A 25,268-nucleotide genomic window follows, 5' to 3' on the forward strand; every position below is an offset into this window, starting at 1 on the left:
GTTTTACTCGTCCGAATGGCCACGAAGCTGTATGTACGTCGGACGATTCGTCGTCGTCGCCCCCGGAATCGGCGCCTACCGCGTCTCCTCGCGCTCGTTCCCGAACCGGCGCGTGCTCGACCGCGGCGGGACCCTCACGGTCGGACCGACGCCGGACGCCTCCGAGACCGACAATCCGTACGTCTCGTACAACTGCGCGCGGGCGGTCCGGACCCCGGCCGACGAGCCGCTCGCGGTCGTCGGGAACGGCTCGCACGTCGACCCGATCGCGGAGAAGCTCGAACTGGGGTACCCGGCGCGCGACGCGCTGGCGACGCCGCTGCTCGCGCTCGACTTCGAGAAGGACGACTACGACACGCCGCGGATCGCCGGCGTCGTCGGGAGCGAGACGGCGACGGTCGGCGTCGTCCGCCGCGACGCGCTGCTCGTCGAGGCCGTCGACGAGCCGACGATCGTCGCCACCTACGAGACCGACAGCCCGGAGCCGTACGCCCTCGCGGCGGCGAACGACGAGCGTCCGGACGCGGGCGCGGCCGCGAGCGAGGTCCTCGGCGCCGACTTCGAGCACCCGGTGTGCGCCGCGGGCGCGACCGTCGACGACGACGGCGTGACGCTCGCGCTCGACAACGGCGACGCGTAGCGGGCCGCCCGAGGCGGGGCGTCGGCGACGTCCCGGCCGACCCCTTTTCCGGCTCCCGACGCCTTTTGACCGCGGCGGCCGACCGCCTCCATGGAGCGCGTCACCGCGGCCGATTATCACGACATCGCCACGCCCGCCGACCCGCGGATCTCGCCCGACGGGGACCGGGTCGCCTTCCTGCGACGCCAGCCGACCGACGACGAGACCGTCGAGTCGACGGTGTTCCTCGTCGACGTCGCGGGCGGCGACCTCCGCAGGCTCACCCTGGCCGAGGGCTCCGACGCGGAGCCGCGCTGGAGCCCGTCCGGCGACCGGATCGCGTTCACGTCGACGCGGGGGGCGGACGACGACACCCAGCAGCTGTGGGTCCTCCCGGTCGACGGCGGCGAGGCCCGCCGGGTCACCGACGTCGTCGGCGGCGTCTCGGAGATCGCGTGGTCGCCGGACGGGGACCGGATCGCCTTCGTCCAGTCGGTGACCGCCGAGGACCGCGAGGAAGGCCGGGACCTGTCGGTGCCGGAGGAGTACGAGCCGGACGACCACCCCGACCCGCGCGTGATCGACCGCACCGTCTACCGCTCCGGACAGCGCTTCTTCGACGGGCGGCGGTCGGGCGTGTACGTCGTCGACGCGGACGCGGACGTCGACGGCGCGACCGCGGCGGACCCCGCCGAGGGCGTCGAGCGGGTGACCGACCGCGACGCCGACTTCGCCGCGCCCGACTGGGGGGACGCCGACACGCTCTACTTCGCCGAGGAGGTCGGCGACGACCCGGACGACTCCGCGGAGATCGCGATCCGCGCGCACGACTTCGAGACGGGCGACACCGAGCGCGTCCACACGACCACCGGCTGGGGCGCCGCGATCGCGGCGACCGCGGACGGGCGAGTGGCCTTCACCCACGCCGAGCCGGAGCAGGTGTCGATGCAGCCGGTCGACCTCCGCGTCGTCGACCGCGAGACGGGCGACGTGACCGAGCTCACGGACGGGATCGACCGCGGGCTCGGCTACGAGGCCGCGCCGCAGTGGGGTCCCGACGACGCGACGCTGTACTTCGCGACCCCCGACGAGGGGAAGACGGCGCTGTGGCACGTCCCGGCCGACGGGAGCGCGGCCCCCGAGCGCCTCCTCCGGCCGGGGACCGTCTCCGGCGCGACCGTCGGCGGCGACGACGGCGCCGGCCCCGGCGAGGTGACCGTCGCGGTCGCCGCCAGCGAGTGGGACCACCCGGGCGACGTCTTCGCGCACGACGCGTGGGGCGGCGAGACGACGCGGCTCACGGAGCTGAACGCCGACTACCTCGCCGATCGCGCGATCGGCGAGCCCGAGGAGATACGGTTCGAGTCGGAGGGGACGGAGATCCAGGGGTGGGTGATGACGCCGCCGGAGTTCGACTCGGACGGCGAGGCGGTCGACGGGGCGGACGGCGAGACGGACGAGGAGTACCCCCTCGCGGTCGAGATCCACGGCGGCCCCCACGCGATGTGGTCGACCGCGGGGACGATGTGGCACGAGTTCCAGACGCTCGCGGCCCGCGGCTACGTCGTCTTCTGGTCGAACCCGCGCGGGTCGACCGGCTACGGCGAGGCGTTCATGCAGGCGATCGAGCGCGACTGGGGCGACGCGACCCTCTCCGACGTGATGGCCGGCGTGGAGACGGTCGCGGAGCGCCCGTCCGTCGACGAGACGAACGCCTTCGTCACCGGCGGCTCCTTCGGCGGGTTCATGACCGCGTGGACGGTGGGGCAGACCGACTACTTCCGCGCGGCCGTCTCGCAGCGCGGCGTGTACGACCTCACCGGCTTCTACGGCTCGACCGACGGCGCGTACAAGCTGCTCGAGGGCGACTTCGACACGGTCCCGTCCGAGGAGCCCGGCTGGCTGTGGGAGCAGTCGCCGACCGGCCACGCCGACGCGGTCGACACGCCCACGCTGTTGATCCACAGCGAGGACGACACGCGGACGCCGATCTGCACGGCGGAGCTCTACCACCGGATCCTCCGGAAGAACGGCGTCGACACGCGGTTCGTGCGGTACCCGCGCGAGGGACACGAGCTCTCCCGCTCCGGGGAACCCGGGCACGTCGTCGACCGCATCGAGCGGATCGCTCGCTGGTTCGACGGCTACTCCGAGCACCACGACGCGCCGCGGGCGCTCGACCGTCCCGACGAGGCGGGGCTGAGCGCGGCGGACAACGGCGAGGCGGAGGGCGACGGAGACGAGGCCGACGAGACGGGCGGCGAGGCCGGCGAAGCGTAGCGCCTCACGACGAGCCGTCGGGATCGAACGACTCGATCGCCGCGTGGACGCCTTCGACCCACTCGTCGAGCGCCTCGTGCAGCCGCTCTTTCGCCTCCGGGACCGGGACCGCGGTGTACTGGTAGACGTAGCCGCCGGAGTCGAGCAGCCGGCGGCGGCGCTCGACGAGCCCCTTGTCCCGCAGCGTCGACAGCGAACGGTTCACGTTCGACCGGTCCCGGTCGAGGGCCTCGGCGAGCTCGGCGACGGTGCTCCCCGGGTGATCGAGCAGGGTCAGGTACGTGCGGCTCTCGTGGTCTCGAATGCCGAACACGCAGGAGAGCACGTGCTCGAACGAGGGGGAGACGTCGCCGACGAGGTCCTCGATCTCGGGGTCGCTCATGGGCGTCGTTCGGCTGCGGTCGGGTTAAAAGTCGTCATCGGCGGACCGCGGCCGAGGGTCGGCGCCCGACTCAGTCGCCGTCGACGCCGGCGTCGGCGCTGGCGTACCCCATCCGGTCGATACAGCCGCGCATCTCGTCCTCCTCCGCGTGGCGGTGAAGGTTGGTCGGCGTGTCGCAGTGATACGTCTCCCCGTCGTACCGGAGCACGACCTCGTGGCGCCCGCCGGCGACCTCGACATCGACGAGGATCCGACGGCCGTCGTTGAGGGCGTCGATGATCTCGTCGGCCGACAGCTCGCCGGCCTCGATCCGGAGTACCTCGCTCATACGCGCTCTTCGCGCGTCGTCGAATTAAAACCGTCCGTGCCGCGCTCGCGAGTCACGTCATCGTCGAGTCCGGACCGCCCTCCGTCTCCGGGGGCTCGACGCCCTCGGCGGCGGCGACGTCGTCCGTGCGCTTTTCCGTCTCGACGTGCCAGCGGTCGATCTCGGACTCGTACTCGTCGAGGATCTCGCTCACTTCGGCCTTCAGCTCGTCGTCGTTGACGTTCACCTCGAACTCGAACGTCTCGCCGTCCTCGCCGCGGCCGACCTCCTGGATGTTGGCGCTGACGAGCTCGTTGTCGAAGTAGTACGGTGCCATCTGCGTCATCACTTTCCGGTACACCGTGTCCTCCACCTTCCGGAGCGCCTTGCGGCTCGCCGAGTCGGCCGCGCGGGCGACGTGGCCGATCGATTCGCCCCAGCTCTCCATCGCGCTCTCGGTGTCGTTCTCCTCGACCTTCTCGTAGGACTCGGTGAGCTTCTCGCCGGCCGTCTGGAGGTCTTCACCCGGCGTCTGGCCGGCCTGTTCGCCCTCGCCCTCGGCGACGGACGCCTGCTCGGCGGTCTTCGCCGACACGTCCTCGTCGATGCGCTCGTGGGACTTCGGGCGCCAGTCGTCGAACTCGTAGAACGCGTCGCCGTCGGCGCCCGTCTCGCGGAGCGCCAATGCGATTCGCTCGCCGTGTTCGACCACGTCGCCCCAGTCCCCGCGCATCTTGAAGCCGGAGATGCTCTCTTCCATCGCGTGGACCCCCCTACGAAACGAACGCGTATAAGTCTCTCCGACCTGACGCGAGCCCGCGCAGGTCAGCCGCGGCTCCGCGGTCGGCGCTCTCTCGGCCTATTTGCCGTACGAGAACCGACGGCCGAGCGCGTCGACGCGGTCTTTGAGGTCGCTGAGGACCCCCGCGGGCGACACCCGGCGGATCGAGGACTCGTCGACCTCGATTCGCTCGCCGGCGAACGGGTCGTGCTCGACGCGGTCCTCCGGGTCCTTGTCGCCGTTCACCGCGCCCACGACGGTCGACATCGAGCACCGGCCGCACGCTTCTGCGTTGATCTCCTCGTCGGACATGGTACTATCTACCGCATGATCGTGTTCGACGGTGTTAAAACCCGTTGTCGGCGCCGCTGTCGCGTTTTCACGCCGCACGGTCGGACTCTCGAACCGACCGACGCCGGCCCGACGAGCTTTTCAATCGGTCCGTGGAATGAGATCACATGGGATACCGCGTCGTCGACACGGAGACCGTGGAGCCGAAGCCAGACCGCCCCTGCGAGTGCCGGAAGCTCTCCGAGCCGGGCGGGCTCGACGCCGCGGCGATCAACCGCTTCCGAGCCGAGCCGGGCGAACAGCTCCCGCTCGCGTACCACTACCACGAGACCCAACAGGAGGCGTTCTACGTCCTCGACGGGACGCTCTCGGTCGAGACCCCGGAGCGGATCTACGAGGTGTCCGCGGACGACCTGTTCGTCGTCGACCCGGAGAGCCCGCAGCGCGCGTACAACCCGGCCGACGCCGACGGCCCTGTGACCGTGCTCGCGATCGGCGCGCCGCCCGCCGACGGCGACGCGGTCGCGTACGATCCGCCGATGAGTGACGCGCCGACGCGGCGAGCGCCGGACTCCGAGGAGCCTGCGGCGCGAATCCGCGAGGCAAGGTTCCGGACCTACGCGACGAGTACCTCGGACCGCGTCTCAAACCGACTATGTACAGTACGACCTCGATCGGACGTGGTCGTCCACGGCGAGCGCTTCGAGTCGGGGAGATGCGGATGCGCAACAGAACAGTTCTTCAACCGGCGCTTGAGCTACGGGGCCCACGACCATCATTGACACCTGTTTCGCGCCGGTGACGAGCCCGAAGGTCGGGGAACTGGAGCGGCTCGTCGGTGGCACCGTCCCGACGAGGCGATCACGCGAACGAGGGGGCATTACGGCAGCCGACGTCACCTTCGTCCTCGTCGCGCCGAGTCGGATCCCGACGAGGTCGCCGCGTTGTCCGCGACTTCCGGGACGCAACCACCCTGCTGAAGTTCGGCTACTACGGCACACGAGGTGAACCTGATGTGGGTCGCGCCGGACGAAGAGCGACGTCGACAGCGAGGCCGCGGGACGTCCGGCGGTTCGCCTGTGACCGTCGAGGAGCCGGACGAGGGGTTTCTCCCGCTTCGCGAAGCGATTCTGGCGGTGACCGGCGATGCGCCGAGTCGCACCCCCGCGCCCTCGGCGCGCGTTTCACGCGGGACCGCGCGAGCCGCCGACGAGCCGGGTGCGCGCTGCTGGCCGAGGAACAGGAGCCGATCGAAGGCGGCGCCGGCGGCCGCGTCGCTCCCGACCCGCGGTCTCCGAGGGGGGATACGAGAGACCCTCTCGCGAGACGACGGTGACCGTCTCGATCAGCGGTCGATCTGTCCGGCGACGTACAGATATCGAAACACCCGCCGAGGTGATCGCCAGGTGTTCCGCGGGGGCTAGCCGCGAAGACGGCCCGTGACGCTTCGGGGTGTCACCCGCGCGGCCGTGGCGGTGATCGAGCACCCCGAAGTCGTCGAGACCCGGTCGCCGCGTGTCGGCCGCGCGGGCGGTGGAGCTGGCGAGCCGGGCGCGAGGTCTCGTCGGTCTGCCGACTGGCGGAGCGCCTCGACGCGGACGGTCCTCGGACCAGGCGGAGAGGCGAGACCAGCGACCGCGACCTCGCGACGACGGGACCGTCGACCTGGAGCGCGGCCTCGGGTCGGGCCGACGGCGGACGCCGTCACGGGCGATCGCGGTCGCGCCGCCGGCGTCGGAGCGACACCGGCCGTTCCGGCGAGGTCACTGCGCGACGCCTGAGTCGGTTGGGAAGAACCGCGCCGCTGACCGGATGTGGAAAAAAGAATGGAAGTTCGAAGCCGCGGGAGACGGCTGCAGTCGTCGCTCCCCGGGTTCGACGGCGGCGCGAGGTCCGTCCCGCTGGCCGACTGATGTTCTCGTAGCCGATCTTCACCCAGTGAGAGGGCGAGGTAGATGAGGAACCAGAGCGCAGCACATCTGGACGACCGACGACGGCGATGGAGCTGAAGGCCTCCGGCTCGCGCCCTGGATGAGGTTCTGGTACAGTTGTTAGAAATCGCCCAGCAGGGCGAGCCCCAATGACCGGTGATCGTCCGTCATGATCAGCCCCGGGACGCCCCCGTTCGAGACGAGCTTGTGTGGAGTCGTCCCACGTTGGCCAGCCAGACCGGTGGCGGTCAACAGCGCGAGCGCCGGCGAGCAGCTGGTTCGCGCCCGCCGAAGCAGCGCCCACAGCGTCAGCCACTCCGCCGGATGATGACGCATCAGGTTAACGGGACGCCTGGACCAGGCGATTGGTGTCAGCGACCCGCGAGCGAGGCTTCCGAGGGCCGCCCACGGGCGCGTAGGTTCTCGAAGCCGGACGCGGTGTCGCCCGTGGGGAACCCGACGATTTCGCTCGCATCTGTAGGCGGCCGAGGCGGACGGCGGCTGGTCGGCGACGTGACAGGAGGGCCTCACGAGCACGCAGCGCCATGAACGGCGCCCCGAACGACTGGGGCAGGCCCGAAGGCTGGTGAGGATGATGCGCCGCCGGTCGCGAAGTTCGGCCAGCGCCGCGCGATCCCGCCCGCGGGGTCGGCCGACCCGGCCGCCGAGAGCGTCGACAGCGCGACGCGCCCCGGCGAGCAGTCCCTCACCCGAGCATGCCGCCGTAACCGATCAGCCGAGCGTCGTCTCTTGTCGAGTTTGTTTGCCGTCGTCCACGAGGAGACCAAGGCGTAGTGACAATCCGCTGATCGTCCGCAAGCGATTGTGAATGAACAGGAGCAGGGAACAGCGGCGCGAGCCGGCTCCCTCGACGCCCAGAAGCCGTTGACCGCGCCATCGAGTAGGCGATGACGAGCGGCTGCGCCCGGACGTGCCGAGCAGCGTGGCCGACCGATGATCGCAGCAGCGCCCCCCGACCGCGGTGTAGCAGGAGGACGACGAGAGTATCACCGCGGCTGGAGTCAGGCGTCCAAACCCGGGAGCGCGCCTCCGGCGAATCGCGGCGTACAGCATGATGACGGGACCCACGGCCGCCCGTTCGGGTTCATCGCGAGCAGGCCGACGACCCGGGGATCCACTGCCCGCTCCGGAGTTCCTGAGCGCGTCCGCGAGGAACGAGCGTTCCGGCGGGGTAGCGACGCGTCGCCGACCGCCGGGAACAGCGCGAACGGGAACTCGATGCCGAGCCAGACGCCGCCGAAGACGGCGGCGACGAACAGGACGGTCCCCGGCACGAACGGGCCGTTCAGCTGGTACAGGTAGACCCCGAACACCAGCGCGAGCGCGATGTACACGAAGCTCGCGGTCGTCACCTGCGGGAACGCGTCGAAGACGATGGCCACCACGAGGGCGAACACCGCCACGACGAGGATGATCGTCAGGAACGCGAACCACAGTAGCATGTCCTTCCCGCGCTCGCCCACGTACTGGCCGATGATGTAGCCGATCGACTTCCCCTCGTGTCGCAGCGAACTCGACAGCGCGACGAAGTCGTGGACCGACCCCATCAGCGGGTTGCCGACGGCGATCCACAGCAGCGCGGGGACCCATCCCCACACGGCGCCGGCCGTGATCGGGCCGACGATCGGCGCGCCGCCGGCGATGCTCGAGAAGTGATGCCCCAGTAACACCGGCTTCTTCGACGGTACGTACTCCTGTCCGTCCTCGTATTTGTGCGCCGGCGTCTCCGTTTCGGCGTCGAGTTCGACGAACTGGGAGAGGTACCGCGAATACCCCATGTATCCGATGGTGAATGTGCTCAGCACAGCGACCGTGATCCAAATTACACTTGTCATAAGTTCCCCTGCCTCATGAGCGCGGTTTGGAAACAGCGTAATAAGTATTAGCTTCAACCGTGATAGTTACCCGATTCGATTGAAGAAAGCAGGAACACAGGCGGGTCAAACCGGTTCCTTTCACCTCATCTATAGTTTATTCCACGCCGTCGACACCGGTTCTTACTCGCGCGCGCTCACGGGATCCCCCGTCTCGACGTCGAGCGCCGCCGCGACCTCCGAGAGCACGTCGCCGCGGACCTCGCTGGTTCGCGACTCGATCTCGGCGACCAGCGGCGGGTCGAACTCCTCGCGGACCTGATTGAGCCCCTCGCGCTCGGTCGCGACTTTGTCGCGCAGGTAGGTGGCTCCGCGCCCCTCCTCGTCCTCGTCCGGCGACGGGGTGAGCTTGTTCGCGACGAGGCCGCGGACGCGCAGGTCACGCTCGGTGAACCCCTCTATGGCACGGTCCGTCTCGTTGACCGACAGCTGGTCGGGGTTCAACACGAGGAAGAAGGCGGCGTCGTTCCGCATCGTGTCGCCCGCGAACTCGAAGAACTCCTTGCGGCGCTGGAGCCGCTCTAAGACCGGGTCGCCGTCCATCAGGCGCCGCGGCTCGGCGTCGCCGATCGCGGCCTTCTCGAACAGGTCGATCGACTGCTTGCGCTTGTACAGCAGGCGGTCGATCCAGTCGCCGAGGAACTCCGGGAGCCCGAGCAGCCGCAGCGTCGACCCGGTCGGCGCGGTGTCGAAGACGACGCGGTCGTACGGCTCGCTCTCCTCGCGCATCACGCCCACGAACGCGTCGAAGAGGGCGGCCTCGTACGCCCCCGGCGTCCCGTGTGACATCTCCAGCTGGCGGTTGATCTCGGAGACCATCGCCGCCGACACCTGCTCGGAGAGCCCCTCGCGGATCTCTTGGAGGTGTCGCTGCATCTCGTCTTCGGGGTCGATCTCCATCGCGTCGAGCCCGTCGACGCCGTCGACCGGCTCGGGGTCGTCGCTGAACCGCTGGCCGAACACGTCGGACACCGAGTGCGCGGGGTCGGTCGAGACGACGAGCGTCCGCAGCTCCGCGTTCGCACAGCGGTACGCGTACGCGCAGGAGACGGTGGTCTTACCGACGCCGCCCTTGCCGCCGAAGAAGACGAACTGCTCCATCAGAAGTGGTACTGCTGGCCCTTCCGTTCCATCAGGCTCTCGCGGTCCCACAGCCTGCGCTCCCACGCCTCGAACTCGTCTTCGAGGTACGGGAGCAGCTCGGCGGTGTAGTACGAGACCGGCGAGGGGATGCCGAACGCGTCCGGGAAGCACGCGAGCATGAACTCGTCTTCCGTGTCCTCGGCCTCCTTCTCGATCTTCTCGTAGGCCGCGTGAGTGACCATCCCGTGGTAGAGGCCGCGGAGCCACTCCTCGAGCGCGGCTCGGAAGGTCTCGATCCGGTCTGCGACTGTCATTATCGGTCGTGACGGTCGGGGTATGTTAAAAGCTGTCGCGGTCACGCGCCGGCCGATCGGGAGCGGGTCGCGGTCGATCGCTCGTCGACGGCGGCCGATCAGGCCGAGTTGCCGTCGGCGGTCAGTTCGGCCTGCGGCTCGTCGGACTCGGCCGTCTCCTCCCCGTCGTCGAGCTCCGGCTGTTCGTCCACGTCCGGAGACGGCGAGTGCGCTTCCCCACCGAGCGCGCCCCAGACGAGGTACAGCACCGCGGCGACCATCAGGACGGTCACCGCGATCGCCGCGATCCCCGCCGCCGACACGTACTGGAACATGGTCGGCGGTGTGCGGGCGCGACGTATCAACGTATCGGCTTTCGGCGAGCGCGGGGCGTCCTCCCGCCCCGGCGAGCGCCCCCGGTTCCGCCGCCGCGACGTTGAAGGGGACGCACGCCGACCGACGCCCATGGACGACGACCGGATCCCGGTGACCGTGCTCTCGGGGAGCCTCGGAGCGGGGAAGACGACGCTGTTGAACCACCTGTTGCGGAACGCCGGCGAGCGCGACATCGCGGTGCTGGTCAACGACATGGGCGACGTCAACGTCGACGCCGAGCTGATCGCCGAGGAGTCCGAAGTCGACGTGGAGGGCGTCACGGAGCTGTCGAACGGCTGCATCTGCTGCGAGCTCCAAGACGACCTGGAGACCGCCGTCGTGCGGCTCGCGAACGAGCGCTCCTTCGACAACCTGGTCGTCGAGTCGTCGGGTATCTCCGAGCCCGCGCCGGTCGCGCGCCTGTTCACGACCGAGTCGCGCGCGGCCGCCCGCTACCGGGTCGACGCGCTGGTGACCGTGATCGACACGCGGCGGTTCCTCGACGCCTTCGCCGGCGACGACGTGCCCGAGCGGCGCGTCGCGGCGGACGACGACGAGGCGGACAGACCGCTCTCTGACCTCCTCGTCGAGCAGGTCGAGGTGTCGAACCTCGTCGTGTGTAACAAGGCCGACCTCTGTACGGACGCGGAGATGGACGAGGCGATCGAGCTCGTGGGCGCGCTGCAGCCGGGCGCGGAGACGGTCGTCGCGGAGTTCTCCGCGGTCGACCCCGATCGGATCCTCGACGTCGGGCTGTTCGACGCGGGCGAACTCGGCGACCTGCCCGGGTGGAAGCGAGCGCTGGCGGAGGGCGACGGGCACGACGACCACGGCGGTCACGACCACGCCGGTCACGACGGCGAGGGCCGCGAGGGGGGCCGCGCCCACCGCCACCCGGACGAGGTGTACGGCGTCACTTCGTTCACCTATCGCCGCCGGCGACCGTTCCACCCCGACCGGATCGCCGCCGTCCTCCGCGGTCTCCCTCCAGACGTCGTCCGCTCGAAGGGGACGCTGTGGGTCGCGGGCACGGACCAGCGCCAGCAGGTCGGTCAGGCCGGCGCGTCGGTGCGGGTCACGGCGCTCGGCCCGTGGATCGCGAGCCTCCCGGCCGTCGAGCGCGACATGCTGCGCTCGAACCGGCCCGAACTGGACTGGGACGACGAGCACGGCGACCGCCTGACGGAGTACGTCGTCATCGGCACGGGCATCGACGAGGCGGCGATCCGCGAGCGCCTCGACGACGCGCTCGTCACCGACGAGGAGTGGGCGGCCGCCGAGGAGGGGGAGGGCGAACTCGCGGGGGACGACCCGTTCCCGACGGAACAGGGCGAGGAGCTAGCGCTCCGGGAGCCCTGAGACGGGGTCGAGACGCCGGGTCGACATCGGCGAACTCAGCAGGCGCAGCCGCTCCCGCTCGCGCGCTCGAACCGCATCGAGTCGCCGCAGTCGGGACACGCCGGGGTGCCGTCGGCGTCGCGGTCGAGCCCCTCCGCGTGGACCTCGACGTCCCGGACCCGCACGCCGCAGTCGTCGCACCAGAACGAGCCCTTGGAGCCGTCGTCGCCGGCGGTCTCTGGCGCGCGCTGCGTCGATCCCTCCAGCATCTCCGTCACCGTGCTAAAAATCCCCATAATCGTTTGTACGAGTTCTCCCATCTTACTCTCCCGGTGCTGTGCGAATCGGACGCACAGCCGAGACGCCGATCGGACACCTCCTCGCCTGCGTGTCCGACGGCGACCCGATACAGGTTCTCCGAGAGCCGTCGGACCCGATTCGGGTCGCCACGGATAGGTCGGGTGGTCGTGACCCGGAGCGTCGCGTCGGACGTCGCGACGTTCGCCAAACGGGACTCGCTGAGGCTCGCGAGGTCGATCGCCGAGAGCCGTGAGAAGAGTATCGCTGCGACGCCGTCGACTCGCCGGACAGTGTCGTTCATTTGGGTGGATGCGATGATCGAAAAATCGACTACGTCAGCTATCGGGCGGTCCGGTTCGGGGACCCACCTCGGCCGCCACGTCGCGAACGACGGCAGAGACGACCGGGAGAGGGTGCAAGCGAGCTGGTGACTGTCCTGTCTGACGCCGCAGAGGGCCACAGTCCGCCCCCGTCTCGGAGATGACGTTCATGCTGTCTTACTGATGTCTCACGAGAGACTATACGTATTCCCGACATATGTTGTGGTATGTCAGACACGGCCGGATCCGAGAACGTCCTCTTGCGTCCGCGGGTAGACCAACTGCTCGATATCGTGTCCAAGCGCCGTCGACGCGTGATCCTTCTGCTGTTGAAACGGGAAGCTATCGAGACGACGGACGACGTGATGCTTCGGGGATCCAGCGAGTCGGACGCGTCCGAAGTTCGGCTCACGCACGACCATCTGCCGCGGTTGGAAGATGCGGGATACATCGACTGGGACCGGAATACCGGCGAGATATCGAAAGGCCCTCGCTTCGACGAAATCGAGCCACTTCTCGAACTGATCGAGAATCACGCCGACGAACTACCACCCGGCTGGCCGTGAATCAGTCACCCTCGCTGCACGGGGTCTCCGGGTCCGGCGCGTCGGTGCTAACAGGTTCTCGAGCGTCCCCGTCGAGCACGTCAACGAGAACCCGCCCGTCGCTCGTGACGGTTACGTCGTGCTTCGGGAGTTCGAACGTCAGCGTCCACGTTGCCGCCTCGTTTGCTGCCAAGAGCTCGATCGCATCGGGCTCCACGTATTCGTAGAGGGTGAAATCCAGCTCGGCGGGCTCGACGCCTTCCGCGTCAGCGACAGCCTCGACTATCTCCGAAGCGAGAACGTCTCCCATATCGACATGTTACGGAGATGTTCATAAATATTTATCCTCTATATATTGATGAGACGCTCCGGGGCAGAGACGATTTCGGAACCGACCAACGAGACACGCTGCACGCGCGTTCCGTATTCGTCCCGCCGTTCTTGACGGAGACGGTATTCTTCGACGAGGCCTCGATGCCGGCCTCGGAGCGGATCAGAGCAGCGGGACGGTGAGCGCGACGAGCAGGACGCCGAACGCGGCCCCGCCGTACAGGAGCCGTTCGACCCGCGGGCCGGGCGGGAGCGGGCCGGCGTCGAGCGGCGGGGCGCAGCGGACGAGTTGGTGGTACGCGGCCGCGGCGGCGACCGCGAACGCGAGCGTCGAGGCCGCCAGCGACGTCGCCAGCGTGAGGCCGTACGAGAGGCCGTAGATCGGACCGAACGAGAGCGCGAACGCGAACGCGAGCCCGGCGGTGACGAGGAACGGGACGGGGTCCACCCGGTCACCGTGGCGATTGTGAACGTGTACCTCCGTGTCCATGGGATGCGTACGGGTCCCACGGACAAAGAGCTAAGTGCCGGTCTCCCGGGATGTTTGCCATGAGCGAGGAGGAGAAGGGAATCCGCGAGGGGATAGAGGAGTCGGAGGGCGACCCGCGGCTGATCCTCCTGTTGAACGCGGTCCTGTCCGGTGGGTTCGCGTGGACCGTCCTCTGGGGACTCGACAGGGCCGGGATGGCGACGCTCACCGCGGCGAACGTCGGGCTTCTCGCGCTGGTCATCTTCGCCGCGACGTACCTCGTGGTGATGCGGTGAGTCCGAGGCGCCGGCGGCCCCGGACGGCGCGCTCGCGGCGGGTCGCCACGTTTTAAGCCGAACGCGACCCCTCTCCCGACAATGACGATCGAAGACCGCGACGACGCGTACCTCATCACGCACGCGCTGGCGAAGGACACCCTCTCGCGGCTCCGAGACGCCGAGACGGAGCAGGTCGCGTTCCGGAAGGGGCTCGTGAAGCTCGGCCGCATCTGCGGCTACGAGATCATCGACGGGGCGATGGCGACGGAGTACGTCCCGGTGACGACGCCGCTACAAGAGACCACCGGCGAGCGCGTGAAGGGGCTCGACGACGTGGTGATCATCAACGTCCTCCGGGCCGCGACCCCGTTCGTCGAGGGGCTCCTGAAGGCGTTCCCCCGCGCGAAACAGGGCGTCATCTCCGCCGGCCGCGACGAGGAGGCGGGGATGACGGACGGGGAGTTCCCGATCACCATCGACTACGTGAAGCTGCCCGAGATCGGTCCCGACGACACCGTTATCGTCGCCGACCCGATGCTCGCGACCGGCTCGACGATGTGCGCGGTGCTCGATCACGTCCTCGGGGACGCCGACGAGTTCGAGGACCTGTTCGTCCTCTCGGCGGTCTCCGCGCCGGACGGGCTCGTCCGCGTGAGCGAGCAGGTGCCCGAGGCGAAGCTGCTGACCGTCGCCATCGACGACTACCTCGACGACGACGGGTTCATCGTCCCCGGGCTCGGCGACGCGGGCGACCGCGCGTTCCGGACGGTCTGACCCGAGCGACGACGGCCGGCGCCCTCGCGGCCGTCCGCTCAGGCGCCGCCGACGTACTTTTAAGAGCCGTCCCCGCGACCGATCGGTATGAGCGACGCGCCGACGACCGAGCCGTGCGACGCCTGCGGCGAGCCGACGACCGACGCGCTCGCGCGGACCGTCCGGCTGAGCGTCGACCGGGCGAACATCGACACGCAGCGGCTCTGCCCCGACTGCTTCGCCGACTGGATCCAGCGCTATCAGGACCGGCTCGGGTCCGGTCCCGACGAGTCGGACGAGAGCTCCGAGATCATCGTCGACTGAGCCGCGCGACCGCCCGCGAGCGGGCCGTCGCCGTGGGGCCGCGCGACGGGAACGGGCCGTCGCCGAACCGGTTCGCCTCGGAGAGAGCGGACGGCAACGTCCGTCCCGACCGCCCGTCTTAAGCCGCGGCGGCACGCACCACGACGTAATGGATCTCGCCATCGACGCCCCGACCCCGGCGGCGCCCGACTGCGCCGCCGACGGGACGTGGCTCGCCTGCATCGAGTGCGACGAGACGTTCGCCCCCTTCGAGGACGTCCGGTACACTTGCGACGAGTGCGACGGCCTGCTGGAGGTCCGCTACGCCGACCCGCCGACGTTCGACGAGTTCGGCTCGGGCGCGTCGACCGACGGCCCCGACCGCGGCGTCTGGCGCTACCGCGAGGCGCTCCCCTTCGACCTGGGCGTCACGCTTCCCGAGGGCGGCACCCCGCTCCACCGCGTCCCGCGGATCGAGGAGGCGGTGGGGGTCGACGCGCTCCGGATCAAACACGAGGGGATGAACCCCACCGGCTCGTTCAAGGACCGCGGGATGACCGTCGGCGTCCGCGTCGCGAAGGAGCTCGGCGTCGGCGCGCTCGCGTGCGCCTCCACCGGCAACACTTCGGCCGCGCTCGCCGCCTACGGCGGGCGCGGCGACATGCAGACGCTCGTGCTCCTCCCAGCTGGGAAGGTCGCCGCGGGGAAGGTCGCGCAGGCGAGCCTCCACGGCGCCCGCATCCTGGAGGTCGACGGCAACTTCGACGCCTGTCTCGACATCGTGCAGGAGCTGGCCGCGCGCGGCGAGGCGTACCTGCTCAACTCCCTGAACCCGTTCCGCCTGGAGGGCCAGAAGACGATCGGCTTCGAGATCTTAGAGGAGTTCTACGCCGATTACGGGTCGTTCCCGGACCGGATCGTCCTCCCCGTCGGCAACGCGGGAAACACCTCCGCGCTGTACAAGGGATTCCGCGAGCTCGTTCAGGCCGGCGCGCTCGACGTCGACGAGGTCCCGAAGCTCACCGGCGTGCAGGCCGAGGGCGCCGCGCCGATGGTCGAGGCGATCGAGGAGGGGAACGACGAGATCCGCCGGTGGGAGGAGGTCGAGACGCGCGCGACCGCCATCCGCATCGGCAACCCGGTCAACGCGCCGAAGGCGATCCCGGGGATCCGCAACACCGGCGGCACCGCCGTCGCGGTGAGCGACAACGAGATCACCGCCGCGCAGCGCCACCTCGCCGCCGAGGGCGTCGGGGTCGAGCCCGCCTCCGCGGCGAGCCTCGCCGGGCTGAAGAAGCTCCGGCGCTCCGGCGTCGTCGACGACGACGAGCGCGTGGTCTGCCTGACGACCGGGCACCTCCTGAAGGACCCCGAGGCCGCGTACGAGGCCGGCGGCGACCCCGAGCCCGTCCCGAACGACGTGGACGCGGTGCTCGATCACCTGCACGCCTGAACCGCCGCGCTCCCCCACGGTGACGATCGGCCGCGGAACGGGCCGCGTCGCGGCCGCCGATCAGCCCAACTCGACCGTCTCGACGTAGTCGAGATAGGACTCGAGCCCTTGATTCTCCGTGTAGTGGACCGTCTGGGAGCCGGCGTCGTACCGGACGATCCCGACCTCTCGTAGCTTCGGCAGGTGGGTGTGTCGGAGCTCGGTCCGGACCTTCTCGCGCGGAGCCGAGTCCCGGACCGGCAGCGCCCGCTCGATGTCGCGGACGTCCTCGACGAGCTCGTCGAGCGGGATCTGGTCTTCCGACCGGTTCTTCAGGTAGTACAGCAGCGTCCGCCGGCGCGGGGACGACAGCAGGTCCAAGAGGGTGTCGAAGGAGTGCCGCATCGGCACCGTCTCGGGGCGGTCGGGATCCGTCTTCGCTCGCCCGCCCGGCGGCGGCGTCGTCGAATCGAACGACGGCGCGGGAGCCGCTTCCTCGCGCTCCGTCGGGATCCAGCCGACTTCCGGCGTGTACTCGAGCACCGCGTCGTACAGCGGGCGAAGGGTCGTCACCGTCTCGGCGTCGAACTCTTTCGGGTCGACGTGGTGGTGAGCGATCACGTCGCGGCTATCACAGAGGTCGTTAAGCGAGGTGATCAGACTGACCACCCGATCGGCGTCGTAGGCGGCGAACAACGTTGTCAGCGAGTGGAAACACATGACCGTCGCCTCGTCGGTGTCCCGCCAGGCGCCGATCTGCTCGGCGATAGCGAGACCGATATCGTGTAGGTCCGCGTGTTCGGGAAAGCGCCGTACGGACATCGACTCCGATTCGGGCGCCGCCCCCGACTCGCCGTCAGTCTCCCCCCGCCTCCCGTCGAAGATCGTCGTCCGGGCCGGGAACTCCTCGCCCGACTCGCGCCGCCAGATCGAGAGCCGGTCGGAGGGGGACGCCGAGAGCGTCACGCTCAGTACGTTGGTCTCGTCGGGTGGCTCCCGAGTCAACAGATCGACACAGGCGCGATCGTCCGGAGAGTCGTCTGACGGAGCGAGGAGGAGGATCGACGACGATTCGGTGAGGTGTTCATTGAGCGATTGATACGACTCTGTCACTGCCCTCCTGTCACCAACTGATTGAAATAAGCTTGTCGCTGATTCGGTAGTTTTGGTATCGCGACTGGTACGCTCGGGGACACATCGACCCATCGCGAGGCCGGAATTCGGTACTTCAGCCGTCTGCAGTCGGCGAACAGCGGTCCGGATCCGCTTCGCGCGCTCGTTGCGGGGCGTGACTTCTCGGGGGTCGCGGTCGCGCCGCGCGACTCTTCGGTAACTGCGACGGCGCCGCCCTACCGAGCCGCTACCGGGCCGTCACTCGGCCTGTCGCTCGTCGGCGTCGTCCAGCGTGATCTCGGTGACTTCGACGATCCGGTCGTCGTCGAGCAGCGTCTCGATCACGGGTCCGGGAACGTCGTGGTCGAGGTTGTAGACGGTGAGCGCCTCGCCGCCCAGCGTCTCGCGGGCGTTGTACATCCCGGCGATGTTGACGTCGTGGTCGCCGAGGACGGTGCCGATGAGGCCGATGACGCCGGGCTCGTCAGTGTTGCGCGCGACCAGCATGTGGCCGTACGGGACCGCGTCGACGCGGAAGCCGTCGATCCGGACGATCCGCGGGTCATCGCCGGCGAACAGGGTGCCCTCGACCGCGATGGAGTCGTCCCCGTTGTAGACGGTGACGCGCACGAGGCTCTGGAAGTCCTCCGTCTGGCGGGTCTTCGACTCGGTCACGTCGATGCCGCGCTCCTCGGCGAGGCGCGGCGCGTTCACCGCGTTCACCTGCCACTCCAGCGGCTCGAACACGCCCTTCAGCGCGCTCGCGGTGACGAGCTCGACGTCCTCCTCGGCGATGTCGCCCTCGTAGGTCGCCTCAACGCTCGTGATGCGACCGTCGAGCAGTTGGGCGGCGACCTTGCCGGCGGTCTCGGCGACGTCGATGTACGGCTTGATCCGCGGGAAGGCCGTCTCGTCGACGGAGGGCGCGTTGAGCGCGGTGAGTACCGGCTCGTCGTCGAACGCCGCGAGGACGGCCTCCGCGGTGTCGACGGCGACGTTCTCCTGGGCCGCCTCGGTCGAGGCGCCGAGGTGCGGCGTGACGACGATCTCCTCGACGTCGAGCAGCGGCGAGTCCTGCGACAGCGGCTCCTCGGCGAATGAGTCGAGCGCGGCGCCCGCGAGGACGCCGTCGTCGACCGCCTCGGCGAGCGCGTCCTCGTCGACGATCCCGCCGCGGGCGCAGTTGATGAGGTAGCCGCCCTCCAGCTGCGCCAGCTCGTCCTCGCCGATCATCCCCTCGGTCTCGGGGAGGAGCGGGGTGTGAACCGTCGCGAAGTCGCCGCGCGCGAGCGCCTCGTGGAGGTCCTCGACGAGCTCGGCGCCGAGCCGGTCGGCGCGCTCCTCGGAGATGTACGGGTCGTAGACGACCAGGTCCATCCCAAGCGAGTCGAGCCGCTTGGCGACCTCTTGGCCGACGCGACCGAGCCCGACGATGGTGAGCGTCTTGTTGTTCACCTCGGTGCCGAGGAACTCGCCTTTGGCCCACTCGCCGCCGAGGAGGCGGCCGTGCGCCTGCGGGATCGAGCGCGCGACGGCGAACGTCATCGCGACGGTGTGCTCGGCCGCGGCCCGGACGTTCCCGTCGGGCGCGTTGGCGACGATAACCCCGTGGTCCGTGGCGGCCTCGATGTCGATGTTGTCGACCCCGATCCCGGCGCGACCGACGATGACGAGCTCGGGGGCGGCCTCGAAGACGGTCTCGGTGACTTCGGTTCCCGAGCGGACGATGAGCGCGTTGGCGTCGCTCACGGCGTCGAGGAGGGCTTCCCCCTCGACGTCGTAGTCCGTTTCGACCTCGTGGCCGGCGTCTCGGAGTCGGTCCAACCCCGCGTCCGCGATGGGGTCGGTCACGAGTACCTTCATGTCCGTATCCACCGGCGGCGCGAGGTTAACGCTTTCCTCATCGCGCCGTTTTGCCGTCCGATATGATCCGCGATCGTGCGCATCTAACCCCCTCGTTTCCGGTGGAAAATCCTCGTTCGTGCCTACCCGATCGCGGTCGAGTGAACCGCCGCGGTCCCCGGTCGGACCGCGGGCGCGGCGGTACTGCCTTTTATATCCGGCCGCACGGGCACACATGGACATCACGATCGCGTTCGCCGGGGTGGCCGCGATCCTCGTGCTGACGGGGGTCAGCGCCTTCTTCTCCAGCTCGGAGCTGGCCGTCTTCTCGGTGCCGACCCACCGGGTCGACTCGCTGCTGGCCGCCGACGTGCCCGGCGCGCGGGCGCTCTCGGCGCTTCGCGAGGACTCGCACCGCTTCCTCGTCACGGCCCTCGTGAGCAACAACGTCGCCAACATCGCGGCCGCCTCGGTCGCGACCGCGGTGTTCGTCCGGTTCGGCTTCTCCGGGGGGCAGGCCGCGACCGGGTCGACGCTCGTCACGAGCGTCTTCGTCATCGTCTTCGGCGAGATCGCGCCGAAGTCGTACGCGGTCGCGAACGCCGAGAAGCACGCGCTCCGCGTCTCCCGCCCCGTCGTCGCGATCCAACGGGTCATCCGGCCCGTGCTCTACGTCTTCGAGGCGCTCTCCGGCGTCGTCAACCGGTTCACCGGCGGCGAGCCCGACATCGAGTCGTACCTCACCCGCGAGGAGATCGAGACGCTCGTGCTCTCGGGGCAGGCGGCGGGCGCGATCGACCCCGAGGAGGGCGCGATGATACGCGGCGTCCTCGACCTGGAGTCGACGCGCGTCTCCGCGGTGATGGTCCCGCGCACGGACATGGTGGCGATCCCGGACACCGCGACCCCGGCCGACGCGCTCTCGACCGCCGGGCGCGAGGGCGTCACCCGGATGCCCGTCTACGGCGAGAACCGCGACGACGTGGTCGGGACCGTCGACGTGCGCGACGCCATCGGCGCCCACGAGCGGGGCGAGCCCCTCGCGAGCGCGCTCCGCGAGCCGACGTTCGTCCCCGAGACCCAGCCCGTCGACGAGCTGTTCGACGAGCTGCGGTCGACCGGCCGGCGGATGGCGATCGTCGTCGACGAGTTCGGCGCGGTCGTCGGGATCGTCACGCTGGCGGACGTCGTCGAAGAGATCGTCGGCGAGCTCGTGGGCCGATGGGAGGTCGATCACGTCGACGTGGTCGCGCCCGACCCCGCGGTCGTCCGCGGGTGGACCACCGTCGCGCACCTCAACGAGACGCTCGGGGTAGACCTCCCGGTCGGCGGCGGCGTCGACACGGTCGCGGGGCTGATCACCCAGCGAATGGGCCGGGTCGCGGCCGAGGGCGACCGCGTCGTCCTCGGGGACGTGTCGCTCACCGTCACCGGGGCGACCCCGACGCGGGTGACGCGGGTCCGAGTCGAGCACCCGGGAGCGAGGGCGGCGGCGAACGGGGAGGGGGAGCTCAATGATGAGGGCGACGGCGGCTCCGAGGGCGACGCCGACGACCCGAGGAACGCGGAGTGACGGGGGCGTCGGGAGGCCCTCGTCAGAGTTCGAACGACGCGACGGTGTCGTACACGGGTCCGTCGCTCGTCAGCGTCGACTTCACGAGGCGGACCGCGTCGGCCTCGAACCGTCCGATCTCGGGGTCGCGCTCGCGGACGACCTCCCGAACCAGTTCCTTCCCGCGGGCGTCGTTCATCCGGGCGAGCGTGACGTGCGGGGTGAACGCGTGCTCCTCCGGGTCGACGCCGATCGCGGTCGTCTCCGCCTCCAGCGACTCGTGGAGCGCGGTCAGCGCCGCGCTCCCCGCGCCGACCCCCGCCCAGACGACCGAGACGTAGTCGAGGCTCGGGAAGACGCCGAACCCCTCGATCGCGCACTCGAAGGGACCGACGCCGGCGTCGGCGACCGCGCGCTCGCCGGCCGCGATCACGTCGTCGAGCGGCGGCACCTCTTCGTCCTCGGCGCTCCGGTCGGCGGCGTCCGCCTCGCCGATCTCGCCGAGGAACTTCAGCGTCACGTGCGCCCGGTCGGGGTCGACGAACCGCAGCCCGTCGGCGCCTTCGAACGCGGCCTGCGCGTCGGCGAGTGGCTCCGCGAGGTCGTCGGGAAGGTCGACGGCGAAGAAGGCTCGCATGATCGGAGTGGGATCGGTCGCGCTCGAACATAAATCGTCGACGACGCGGCGGGCGCCCGTCCCCCGCCGGCCGATCGATCGCGGGGAACCGGCCCCGTCGGAATCGCTCGCGGCCGATAACTCATCGCGGTCACGCCGCGGACGACGCGCGTATCGGTCGTCGGTTCGGTGCCCGCCCCGAGAGATTCGGAGCGATCGGGACGAGAGGACGTTCGATACGCCGTTTCATTCAATACGAAGACATTTCACTGCCGGCCCGGGAAGCGTTGCCATGCAGAGAAGACAACTCCTACGCGGGGCCGGCGGGTGTCTCGCCGCTGTCTCGCTCGCCGGCTGTGCGGGCGCCCTCTCGAGCGGCGACCGGGACCCCGAATACCCGGGCGGGACGCTAATCGTAACGAACACCGGCGATGACGCCGTGCCGGTCGCGGTACGTACGAAACTCGACACGTACGACGCCTCGCTCGACACCGCCGTCGCCGGTGGAGAGACGATCGTCCGTCGGGAGTTCGTCAGCGCCCGAGAGGGCGATATCGTCACCCTCGAAGCGCTCCTCGGCGAGACCGGAGAGCGCCTCCGCTTTCAGTTCCTCCCCGAAGGGAGTGACGACAACCCGCCTGAGGTCGCCGAACTCACGTTCGAGAACGCCGTCGAGGCCAGTGCGAGCTGGGGCGCAACGGGCGGGACGTAGTCAGGTCCGGGCCCTCAAACCGCAGTCAGACCAGCGTTGGACACGACACAGTAACGCTCAGATGAATTTTCAGATATTTTATATAGTCTCAGAGCGTGAGAGGGTTGTGAGTAAAGGTATCATGTCCCAAGACGAGCTCTCGCGGCGAACCGTACTGCGGAGGAGCGCTATCCTCTCGGCGTCCCTCGGACTGGGCGCGGTAGCGACGACCGGTCAGGCCGCGGCGATGAACAAAGCGGAACTGATCGAGGCGATGGCGAGCCACGCCGGACTGAGCAAGTCGGACGCGAAGCGGGCGCTCGACGCGTTCACCAGTGCGACGACGAACGCCTTGCAGAAGGGTGACAGCGCCGTACTGATCGGATTCGGATCGTTCAGTATCTCGAAGCGCTCCGCCCGGACGGGGCGAAATCCGAGGTCCCGAAACGGGCCCGCGGACGAGTCGCCGGTGACGTTCGCCGCCTGCCCGGAGTTCGCGGCCGCCCTCGATCTCAACCCCGGTAAGGGCGACGAGGCCAGCGCCAGGTGCCGCGACGCCGACGTGGTGATCGACGCGGAGTACATCGCGATCGAAACGGGACGCGAATCGCGCGAGGGGGTATCGGCGAGCGACGCGGAGCGGGCGATCGAGGCGTTCGTCAGCGTGGCGACGGAGGCCCTGAAGAAAGGCGATCGGCTGTCGGTGGACGGGGGAGCGGACGAGAGCGAGGTGTTCGGCACGTTCAGCATCTCGAAGCGGTCCGCCCGGACCGGGCGAAACCCTCAGACCGGGAAAGAGATCCAGATCGCGGCGAAGAACGTGGTCGAGTTCAAGACGGGTGCCGAACTCTCGAAGGCCGTCAACTGAAACGGTCGCGGCGTGTCACCCCTGAGACCGGTCTCCGCGTCGTCAAACGAGCGACGACCCCGGTCCGGGAAACCGACCGACTTCTCGTCTCTGCGAGTCGCCCCGCACGAGTCTCGGCGTTCCCCTCCGAACTGGCGGAACCTCTCATACGCAACTCCCAGGCGTCTGCTATCGGCCAATTCGGGATGTATCCGAGGAACCCGACGGAACCCTCGTGCCGACTCCATCCCCCGCATCGGTCACCCCCCTACCGACGGCCGCCGCGCCGTTCGACGGGGCGATACTACATACGGGGCCGCATCCTGCGAGGAACTCCCACCCGCTTTCGCAAGTAACTCTCTCGGGACAGCGGCTGCGGCGAGCGTCCGACCGTCGCGACCGATACGCAGTCTACCGGCCTCACGCCGCCGTGAACCGCGCAGACCGCTCGTCGGCACACCGGCCGTTCGGTACTTCGAGCCGCCGAACGGCCGACACCCGACCCCGGCTCTACTCGCCCGATGCGCTCGTATTACGAATTCGCGGTCCGATCATAACACAACAACCATCTCGGCGGAATCGCCATCCGAAGTATGGCCGTTCCGTTCCGGCGTTCCGCCGCTCTCCCTCCGCGGAGCGTCCTGAAGTATTACCTCTACAAGTCGACCAAGGCCGTCGAATTCTACCGCCCGATTATGTATCTCTTCTTCCTCGCACAGGGACTCGATTTCACGCAGATCGCGGTCCTCGAAGCGGTATACAACCTGACGACGCTGCTGGGTGAAATTCCGACGGGCTACGTCGGCGACCGCCTCGGTCGGCGCAACAGTCTCCTGACCGGAACCGCTCTCATCTCGCTCACGCTGCTCGGAATCGGACTCTCCGGTTCGTTCCGGGCGCTCGTGGCGCTGTACGTCTGTTGGTCGATGGGCTACAACTTCCGCTCGGGAAGCGAAGACGCCTGGCTGTACGACACGCTCACCGACGACCTCTCCGAAGACGGGTTCGCGCACGTCCGCGGACGCGGGGAGTCGGTCGCGCTGGCGATCGGCGCCGGTGCGGCCGTCGTCGGGGGGTATCTCGGCAGCATCGACCTGTCGTATCCGTGGTTCGTCGCCGCGGGAGTGACGGCGCTCGGCGTGGTCGTTCTCCTGACGATAGACGAGCCCGAGACCTACGAACGGGCCGACACCGCGACACTGAGCTTTCGCCGCACGCTGTCGATCATCCGGCGAACGGTCTCGGAGCGGAACGTCCGGGCGTTCGTGCTGTATTACTACGTCGTCTACGCGGCGGTGACGTACCTCGTGTTCGTCTTCCTCCAGCCGATCTTCGAGACGATCGTTCTCGACTTCGGCGTCTCGCAGTCGGCGGTGCGGTCGCTGCTCGGGTGGTTCTACTCGGCGTACAGTCTCGTCGGCGCCGGACTGAGCTACTACACCGGAGCGATCCGCGCCCGTCTGGGGCTCCGGACGTGGTTCCTGTGGCTGCCCTTCGTCGTGGGCGGCGCGCTGGTGGGCATGTACTTCGTTCCGGTGCTCGCGCTCCCGACGTTCCTGCTGATCCGCGGGCTCTCCGACGTGACGCGGTCGTTCGCCGGCCAGTACATCAACGACCGCACCGAGACGGCGGGCCGTGCGACCGTGCTCAGCGCGATGGCGATGGTCAGCGGACTCGCGGTCGTGCCCTTCCAGCTCGGGAGCGGCGTCATCTCCGACGCCGTCTCCCCGCTGTTCGCGCTCGCCGCGGCCGGCGTCGTCCTCATCGTCAGCTCGACCGGTATCCTGCTCTGGGAAGCGCCGATCGAGGGGTAGCCGCCGCCGCGTTCGCCGCACGGAGACCGCGTACTCGGAACTCTTGTACGAGCGCCCCGAACGACGCCCGATGCGAACGAGTTTGAACATCCCGGACGCGGTCGTCGACGAGTTCGATCAGGTCTGGCGCGACGAGGGACTGGACAATCGGTCACGAGCGGTTCGCGAGGCCATACAGGAGTACATCGAGTCGCACTCCCGACTCGAGGACCTCAGCGAGGACGTCATCGCGCTCGTCGCCTTCGACTACCGCCACCACGAGGTGATCGGCGAGCTCCACGGCGTCCAACACGACTATCAGGACGTGATCCGCAACACGAGTCACACGCACCAGGGGGAGTGGTGTCTCGAGTCCCTGTTCTGTCAGGGGACCGGCGAACGCGTCCGGGAATTAACGTATCGGCTCCGTGACTTCGACGGCGTGAACCGAGTGAAAGTGATGGTGATTCGAGACGACTGAGCCCGGGATACGCCCGTGAAATCGCCCG

29 protein-coding genes and 1 pseudogene are annotated in these 25,268 nt (G+C 69.1%); 15 read left to right on the plus strand and 15 right to left on the minus strand.

Annotation, left to right across the window (positions count from 1 at the left end; genetic code table 11):
* Positions 1 to 31: 31 nt before the first annotated feature.
* Both DJ82_RS01105 and DJ82_RS01110 read left to right on the plus strand, forming a co-directional pair.
* On the plus strand, positions 32 to 640 hold the full coding sequence (locus DJ82_RS01105) for an IMP cyclohydrolase (protein WP_094580858.1): 609 nt from the start codon (positions 32 to 34) through the stop codon (positions 638 to 640).
* Between the two features lie 90 nt (positions 641 to 730).
* The gene (locus DJ82_RS01110) at positions 731 to 2,899 is read left to right on the plus strand and encodes a S9 family peptidase (protein ID WP_094580859.1); all 2,169 of its coding nucleotides are present in this window, start codon (positions 731 to 733) and stop codon (positions 2,897 to 2,899) included.
* 4 nt (positions 2,900 to 2,903) lie between these two features.
* Here DJ82_RS01110 and DJ82_RS01115 read toward each other — a convergent pair whose 3' ends face one another.
* The 4 genes from DJ82_RS01115 to DJ82_RS01130 all read right to left on the minus strand — a co-directional run bounded on the left by DJ82_RS01115 (position 2,904) and on the right by DJ82_RS01130 (position 4,681).
* Positions 2,904 to 3,281 carry a helix-turn-helix domain-containing protein gene (locus DJ82_RS01115; protein WP_094523249.1) on the minus strand — a complete coding sequence of 126 codons (378 nt, stop codon included), beginning with the start codon at positions 3,279 to 3,281 and terminating at the stop codon, positions 2,904 to 2,906.
* 70 nt (positions 3,282 to 3,351) lie between these two features.
* Entirely contained in the window at positions 3,352 to 3,609 is a 258-nt protein-coding gene (locus DJ82_RS01120; protein WP_094523247.1) for a hypothetical protein, read from the minus strand.
* Between the two features lie 52 nt (positions 3,610 to 3,661).
* On the minus strand, positions 3,662 to 4,348 hold the full coding sequence (locus DJ82_RS01125) for a DUF5828 family protein (RefSeq protein WP_094523245.1): 687 nt from the start codon (positions 4,346 to 4,348) through the stop codon (positions 3,662 to 3,664).
* A gap of 99 nt (positions 4,349 to 4,447) precedes the next feature.
* On the minus strand, positions 4,448 to 4,681 hold the full coding sequence (locus tag DJ82_RS01130) for a hypothetical protein (RefSeq protein WP_094523243.1): 234 nt from the start codon (positions 4,679 to 4,681) through the stop codon (positions 4,448 to 4,450).
* A 146-nt stretch (positions 4,682 to 4,827) separates the two neighbouring features.
* Between DJ82_RS01130 and DJ82_RS01135 the strand changes: the two are divergent.
* A pseudogene (locus DJ82_RS01135) lies at positions 4,828 to 5,196 on the plus strand (cupin domain-containing protein); the annotation flags it as partial.
* 1,515 nt (positions 5,197 to 6,711) lie between these two features.
* Here DJ82_RS01135 and DJ82_RS14870 read toward each other — a convergent pair.
* The 5 genes from DJ82_RS14870 to DJ82_RS01155 form a co-directional block, all read right to left on the minus strand.
* Complete coding sequence (locus tag DJ82_RS14870; RefSeq protein ID WP_198947992.1) at positions 6,712 to 6,927, minus strand: hypothetical protein; 216 nt, start codon at positions 6,925 to 6,927, stop codon at positions 6,712 to 6,714.
* 686 nt (positions 6,928 to 7,613) lie between these two features.
* Positions 7,614 to 8,447 carry a carbon starvation CstA family protein gene (locus DJ82_RS15105; RefSeq protein ID WP_241881358.1) on the minus strand — a complete coding sequence of 278 codons (834 nt, stop codon included), beginning with the start codon at positions 8,445 to 8,447 and terminating at the stop codon, positions 7,614 to 7,616.
* Between the two features lie 162 nt (positions 8,448 to 8,609).
* A complete protein-coding gene (locus tag DJ82_RS01145) occupies positions 8,610 to 9,587 on the minus strand; it encodes a TRC40/GET3/ArsA family transport-energizing ATPase (protein WP_094580860.1) in 978 nt (325 codons plus the stop codon).
* The gene (locus DJ82_RS01150; protein WP_094523231.1) at positions 9,587 to 9,883 is read right to left on the minus strand and encodes a hypothetical protein; all 297 of its coding nucleotides are present in this window, start codon (positions 9,881 to 9,883) and stop codon (positions 9,587 to 9,589) included. Before DJ82_RS01150 ends, DJ82_RS01145 begins: the two co-directional genes overlap by 1 nt.
* A gap of 98 nt (positions 9,884 to 9,981) precedes the next feature.
* On the minus strand, positions 9,982 to 10,197 hold the full coding sequence (locus DJ82_RS01155; protein ID WP_094527568.1) for a hypothetical protein: 216 nt from the start codon (positions 10,195 to 10,197) through the stop codon (positions 9,982 to 9,984).
* A gap of 130 nt (positions 10,198 to 10,327) precedes the next feature.
* On the opposite strand from DJ82_RS01155, the gene DJ82_RS01160 reads away from it, so the two are divergent.
* Positions 10,328 to 11,596 (plus strand): GTP-binding protein, encoded by a 1,269-nt coding sequence (locus DJ82_RS01160; RefSeq protein WP_094580861.1) that lies wholly within the window; start codon positions 10,328 to 10,330, stop codon positions 11,594 to 11,596.
* Positions 11,597 to 11,631: 35 nt separating this feature from the next.
* Here the strand turns inward: DJ82_RS01160 and DJ82_RS01165 are convergent, their stop codons facing one another.
* Positions 11,632 to 11,871, minus strand: a complete 240-nt coding sequence (locus DJ82_RS01165) for a hypothetical protein (RefSeq protein WP_094580862.1) — start codon at positions 11,869 to 11,871, stop codon at positions 11,632 to 11,634.
* A gap of 171 nt (positions 11,872 to 12,042) precedes the next feature.
* On the opposite strand from DJ82_RS01165, the gene DJ82_RS01170 reads away from it, so the two are divergent.
* Positions 12,043 to 12,306, plus strand: coding sequence for a hypothetical protein (locus DJ82_RS01170; RefSeq protein ID WP_143420492.1), 264 nt, complete (start codon positions 12,043 to 12,045; stop codon positions 12,304 to 12,306).
* A gap of 116 nt (positions 12,307 to 12,422) precedes the next feature.
* On the plus strand, positions 12,423 to 12,761 hold the full coding sequence (locus DJ82_RS01175) for a hypothetical protein (RefSeq protein ID WP_094522878.1): 339 nt from the start codon (positions 12,423 to 12,425) through the stop codon (positions 12,759 to 12,761).
* 1 nt (position 12,762) lies between these two features.
* On the opposite strand, the gene DJ82_RS01180 is transcribed toward DJ82_RS01175, so the two are convergent.
* A complete protein-coding gene (locus DJ82_RS01180; protein ID WP_158217269.1) occupies positions 12,763 to 13,050 on the minus strand; it encodes a HalOD1 output domain-containing protein in 288 nt (95 codons plus the stop codon).
* Between the two features lie 183 nt (positions 13,051 to 13,233).
* The gene (locus tag DJ82_RS01190) at positions 13,234 to 13,560 is read right to left on the minus strand and encodes a hypothetical protein (RefSeq protein WP_094527563.1); all 327 of its coding nucleotides are present in this window, start codon (positions 13,558 to 13,560) and stop codon (positions 13,234 to 13,236) included.
* 59 nt (positions 13,561 to 13,619) lie between these two features.
* On the opposite strand from DJ82_RS01190, the gene DJ82_RS01195 reads away from it, so the two are divergent.
* The 4 genes from DJ82_RS01195 to thrC all read left to right on the plus strand — a co-directional run bounded on the left by DJ82_RS01195 (position 13,620) and on the right by thrC (position 16,326).
* On the plus strand, positions 13,620 to 13,835 hold the full coding sequence (locus DJ82_RS01195; protein ID WP_094527562.1) for a hypothetical protein: 216 nt from the start codon (positions 13,620 to 13,622) through the stop codon (positions 13,833 to 13,835).
* 81 nt (positions 13,836 to 13,916) lie between these two features.
* Positions 13,917 to 14,591 (plus strand): uracil phosphoribosyltransferase, encoded by a 675-nt coding sequence (gene upp, locus DJ82_RS01200; protein WP_094557454.1) that lies wholly within the window; start codon positions 13,917 to 13,919, stop codon positions 14,589 to 14,591.
* 87 nt (positions 14,592 to 14,678) lie between these two features.
* A complete protein-coding gene (locus tag DJ82_RS01205; protein ID WP_094527560.1) occupies positions 14,679 to 14,894 on the plus strand; it encodes a hypothetical protein in 216 nt (71 codons plus the stop codon).
* A gap of 148 nt (positions 14,895 to 15,042) precedes the next feature.
* A complete protein-coding gene (gene thrC / locus DJ82_RS01210; protein WP_094527559.1) occupies positions 15,043 to 16,326 on the plus strand; it encodes a threonine synthase in 1,284 nt (427 codons plus the stop codon).
* 60 nt (positions 16,327 to 16,386) lie between these two features.
* Here thrC and DJ82_RS01215 read toward each other — a convergent pair whose 3' ends face one another.
* Both DJ82_RS01215 and serA read right to left on the minus strand, forming a co-directional pair.
* Positions 16,387 to 17,418: a hypothetical protein gene (locus tag DJ82_RS01215; RefSeq protein WP_094580865.1), complete on the minus strand. Its 1,032-nt coding sequence runs from the start codon at positions 17,416 to 17,418 to the stop codon at positions 16,387 to 16,389.
* 258 nt (positions 17,419 to 17,676) lie between these two features.
* Complete coding sequence (gene serA, locus DJ82_RS01220; protein ID WP_094580866.1) at positions 17,677 to 19,281, minus strand: phosphoglycerate dehydrogenase; 1,605 nt, start codon at positions 19,279 to 19,281, stop codon at positions 17,677 to 17,679.
* A gap of 214 nt (positions 19,282 to 19,495) precedes the next feature.
* Between serA and DJ82_RS01225 the strand changes: the two genes are divergently transcribed.
* On the plus strand, positions 19,496 to 20,833 hold the full coding sequence (locus DJ82_RS01225; RefSeq protein WP_094580867.1) for a hemolysin family protein: 1,338 nt from the start codon (positions 19,496 to 19,498) through the stop codon (positions 20,831 to 20,833).
* 22 nt (positions 20,834 to 20,855) lie between these two features.
* Here the strand turns inward: DJ82_RS01225 and thpR are convergent, their stop codons facing one another.
* Positions 20,856 to 21,449 carry an RNA 2',3'-cyclic phosphodiesterase gene (gene thpR / locus DJ82_RS01230; RefSeq protein ID WP_094557458.1) on the minus strand — a complete coding sequence of 198 codons (594 nt, stop codon included), beginning with the start codon at positions 21,447 to 21,449 and terminating at the stop codon, positions 20,856 to 20,858.
* A gap of 271 nt (positions 21,450 to 21,720) precedes the next feature.
* Here thpR and DJ82_RS01235 point away from each other — a divergent pair, with 271 nt between their 5' ends.
* The 4 genes from DJ82_RS01235 (at position 21,721) to DJ82_RS01250 (ending at position 25,240) form a co-directional block, all read left to right on the plus strand.
* A complete protein-coding gene (locus DJ82_RS01235; protein ID WP_094557459.1) occupies positions 21,721 to 22,140 on the plus strand; it encodes a hypothetical protein in 420 nt (139 codons plus the stop codon).
* A gap of 106 nt (positions 22,141 to 22,246) precedes the next feature.
* Entirely contained in the window at positions 22,247 to 22,987 is a 741-nt protein-coding gene (locus DJ82_RS15420) for an HU family DNA-binding protein (protein ID WP_275093916.1), read from the plus strand.
* 572 nt (positions 22,988 to 23,559) lie between these two features.
* A complete protein-coding gene (locus DJ82_RS01245) occupies positions 23,560 to 24,780 on the plus strand; it encodes an MFS transporter (protein ID WP_198947993.1) in 1,221 nt (406 codons plus the stop codon).
* A gap of 70 nt (positions 24,781 to 24,850) precedes the next feature.
* Positions 24,851 to 25,240, plus strand: coding sequence for a CopG family ribbon-helix-helix protein (locus DJ82_RS01250; RefSeq protein WP_094525245.1), 390 nt, complete (start codon positions 24,851 to 24,853; stop codon positions 25,238 to 25,240).
* The last annotated feature ends 28 nt before the right edge of the window (positions 25,241 to 25,268 follow it).

This window comes from Halorubrum sp. Ib24, from assembly GCF_002252745.1.
In the GTDB taxonomy this organism is placed as follows: domain Archaea; phylum Halobacteriota; class Halobacteria; order Halobacteriales; family Haloferacaceae; genus Halorubrum.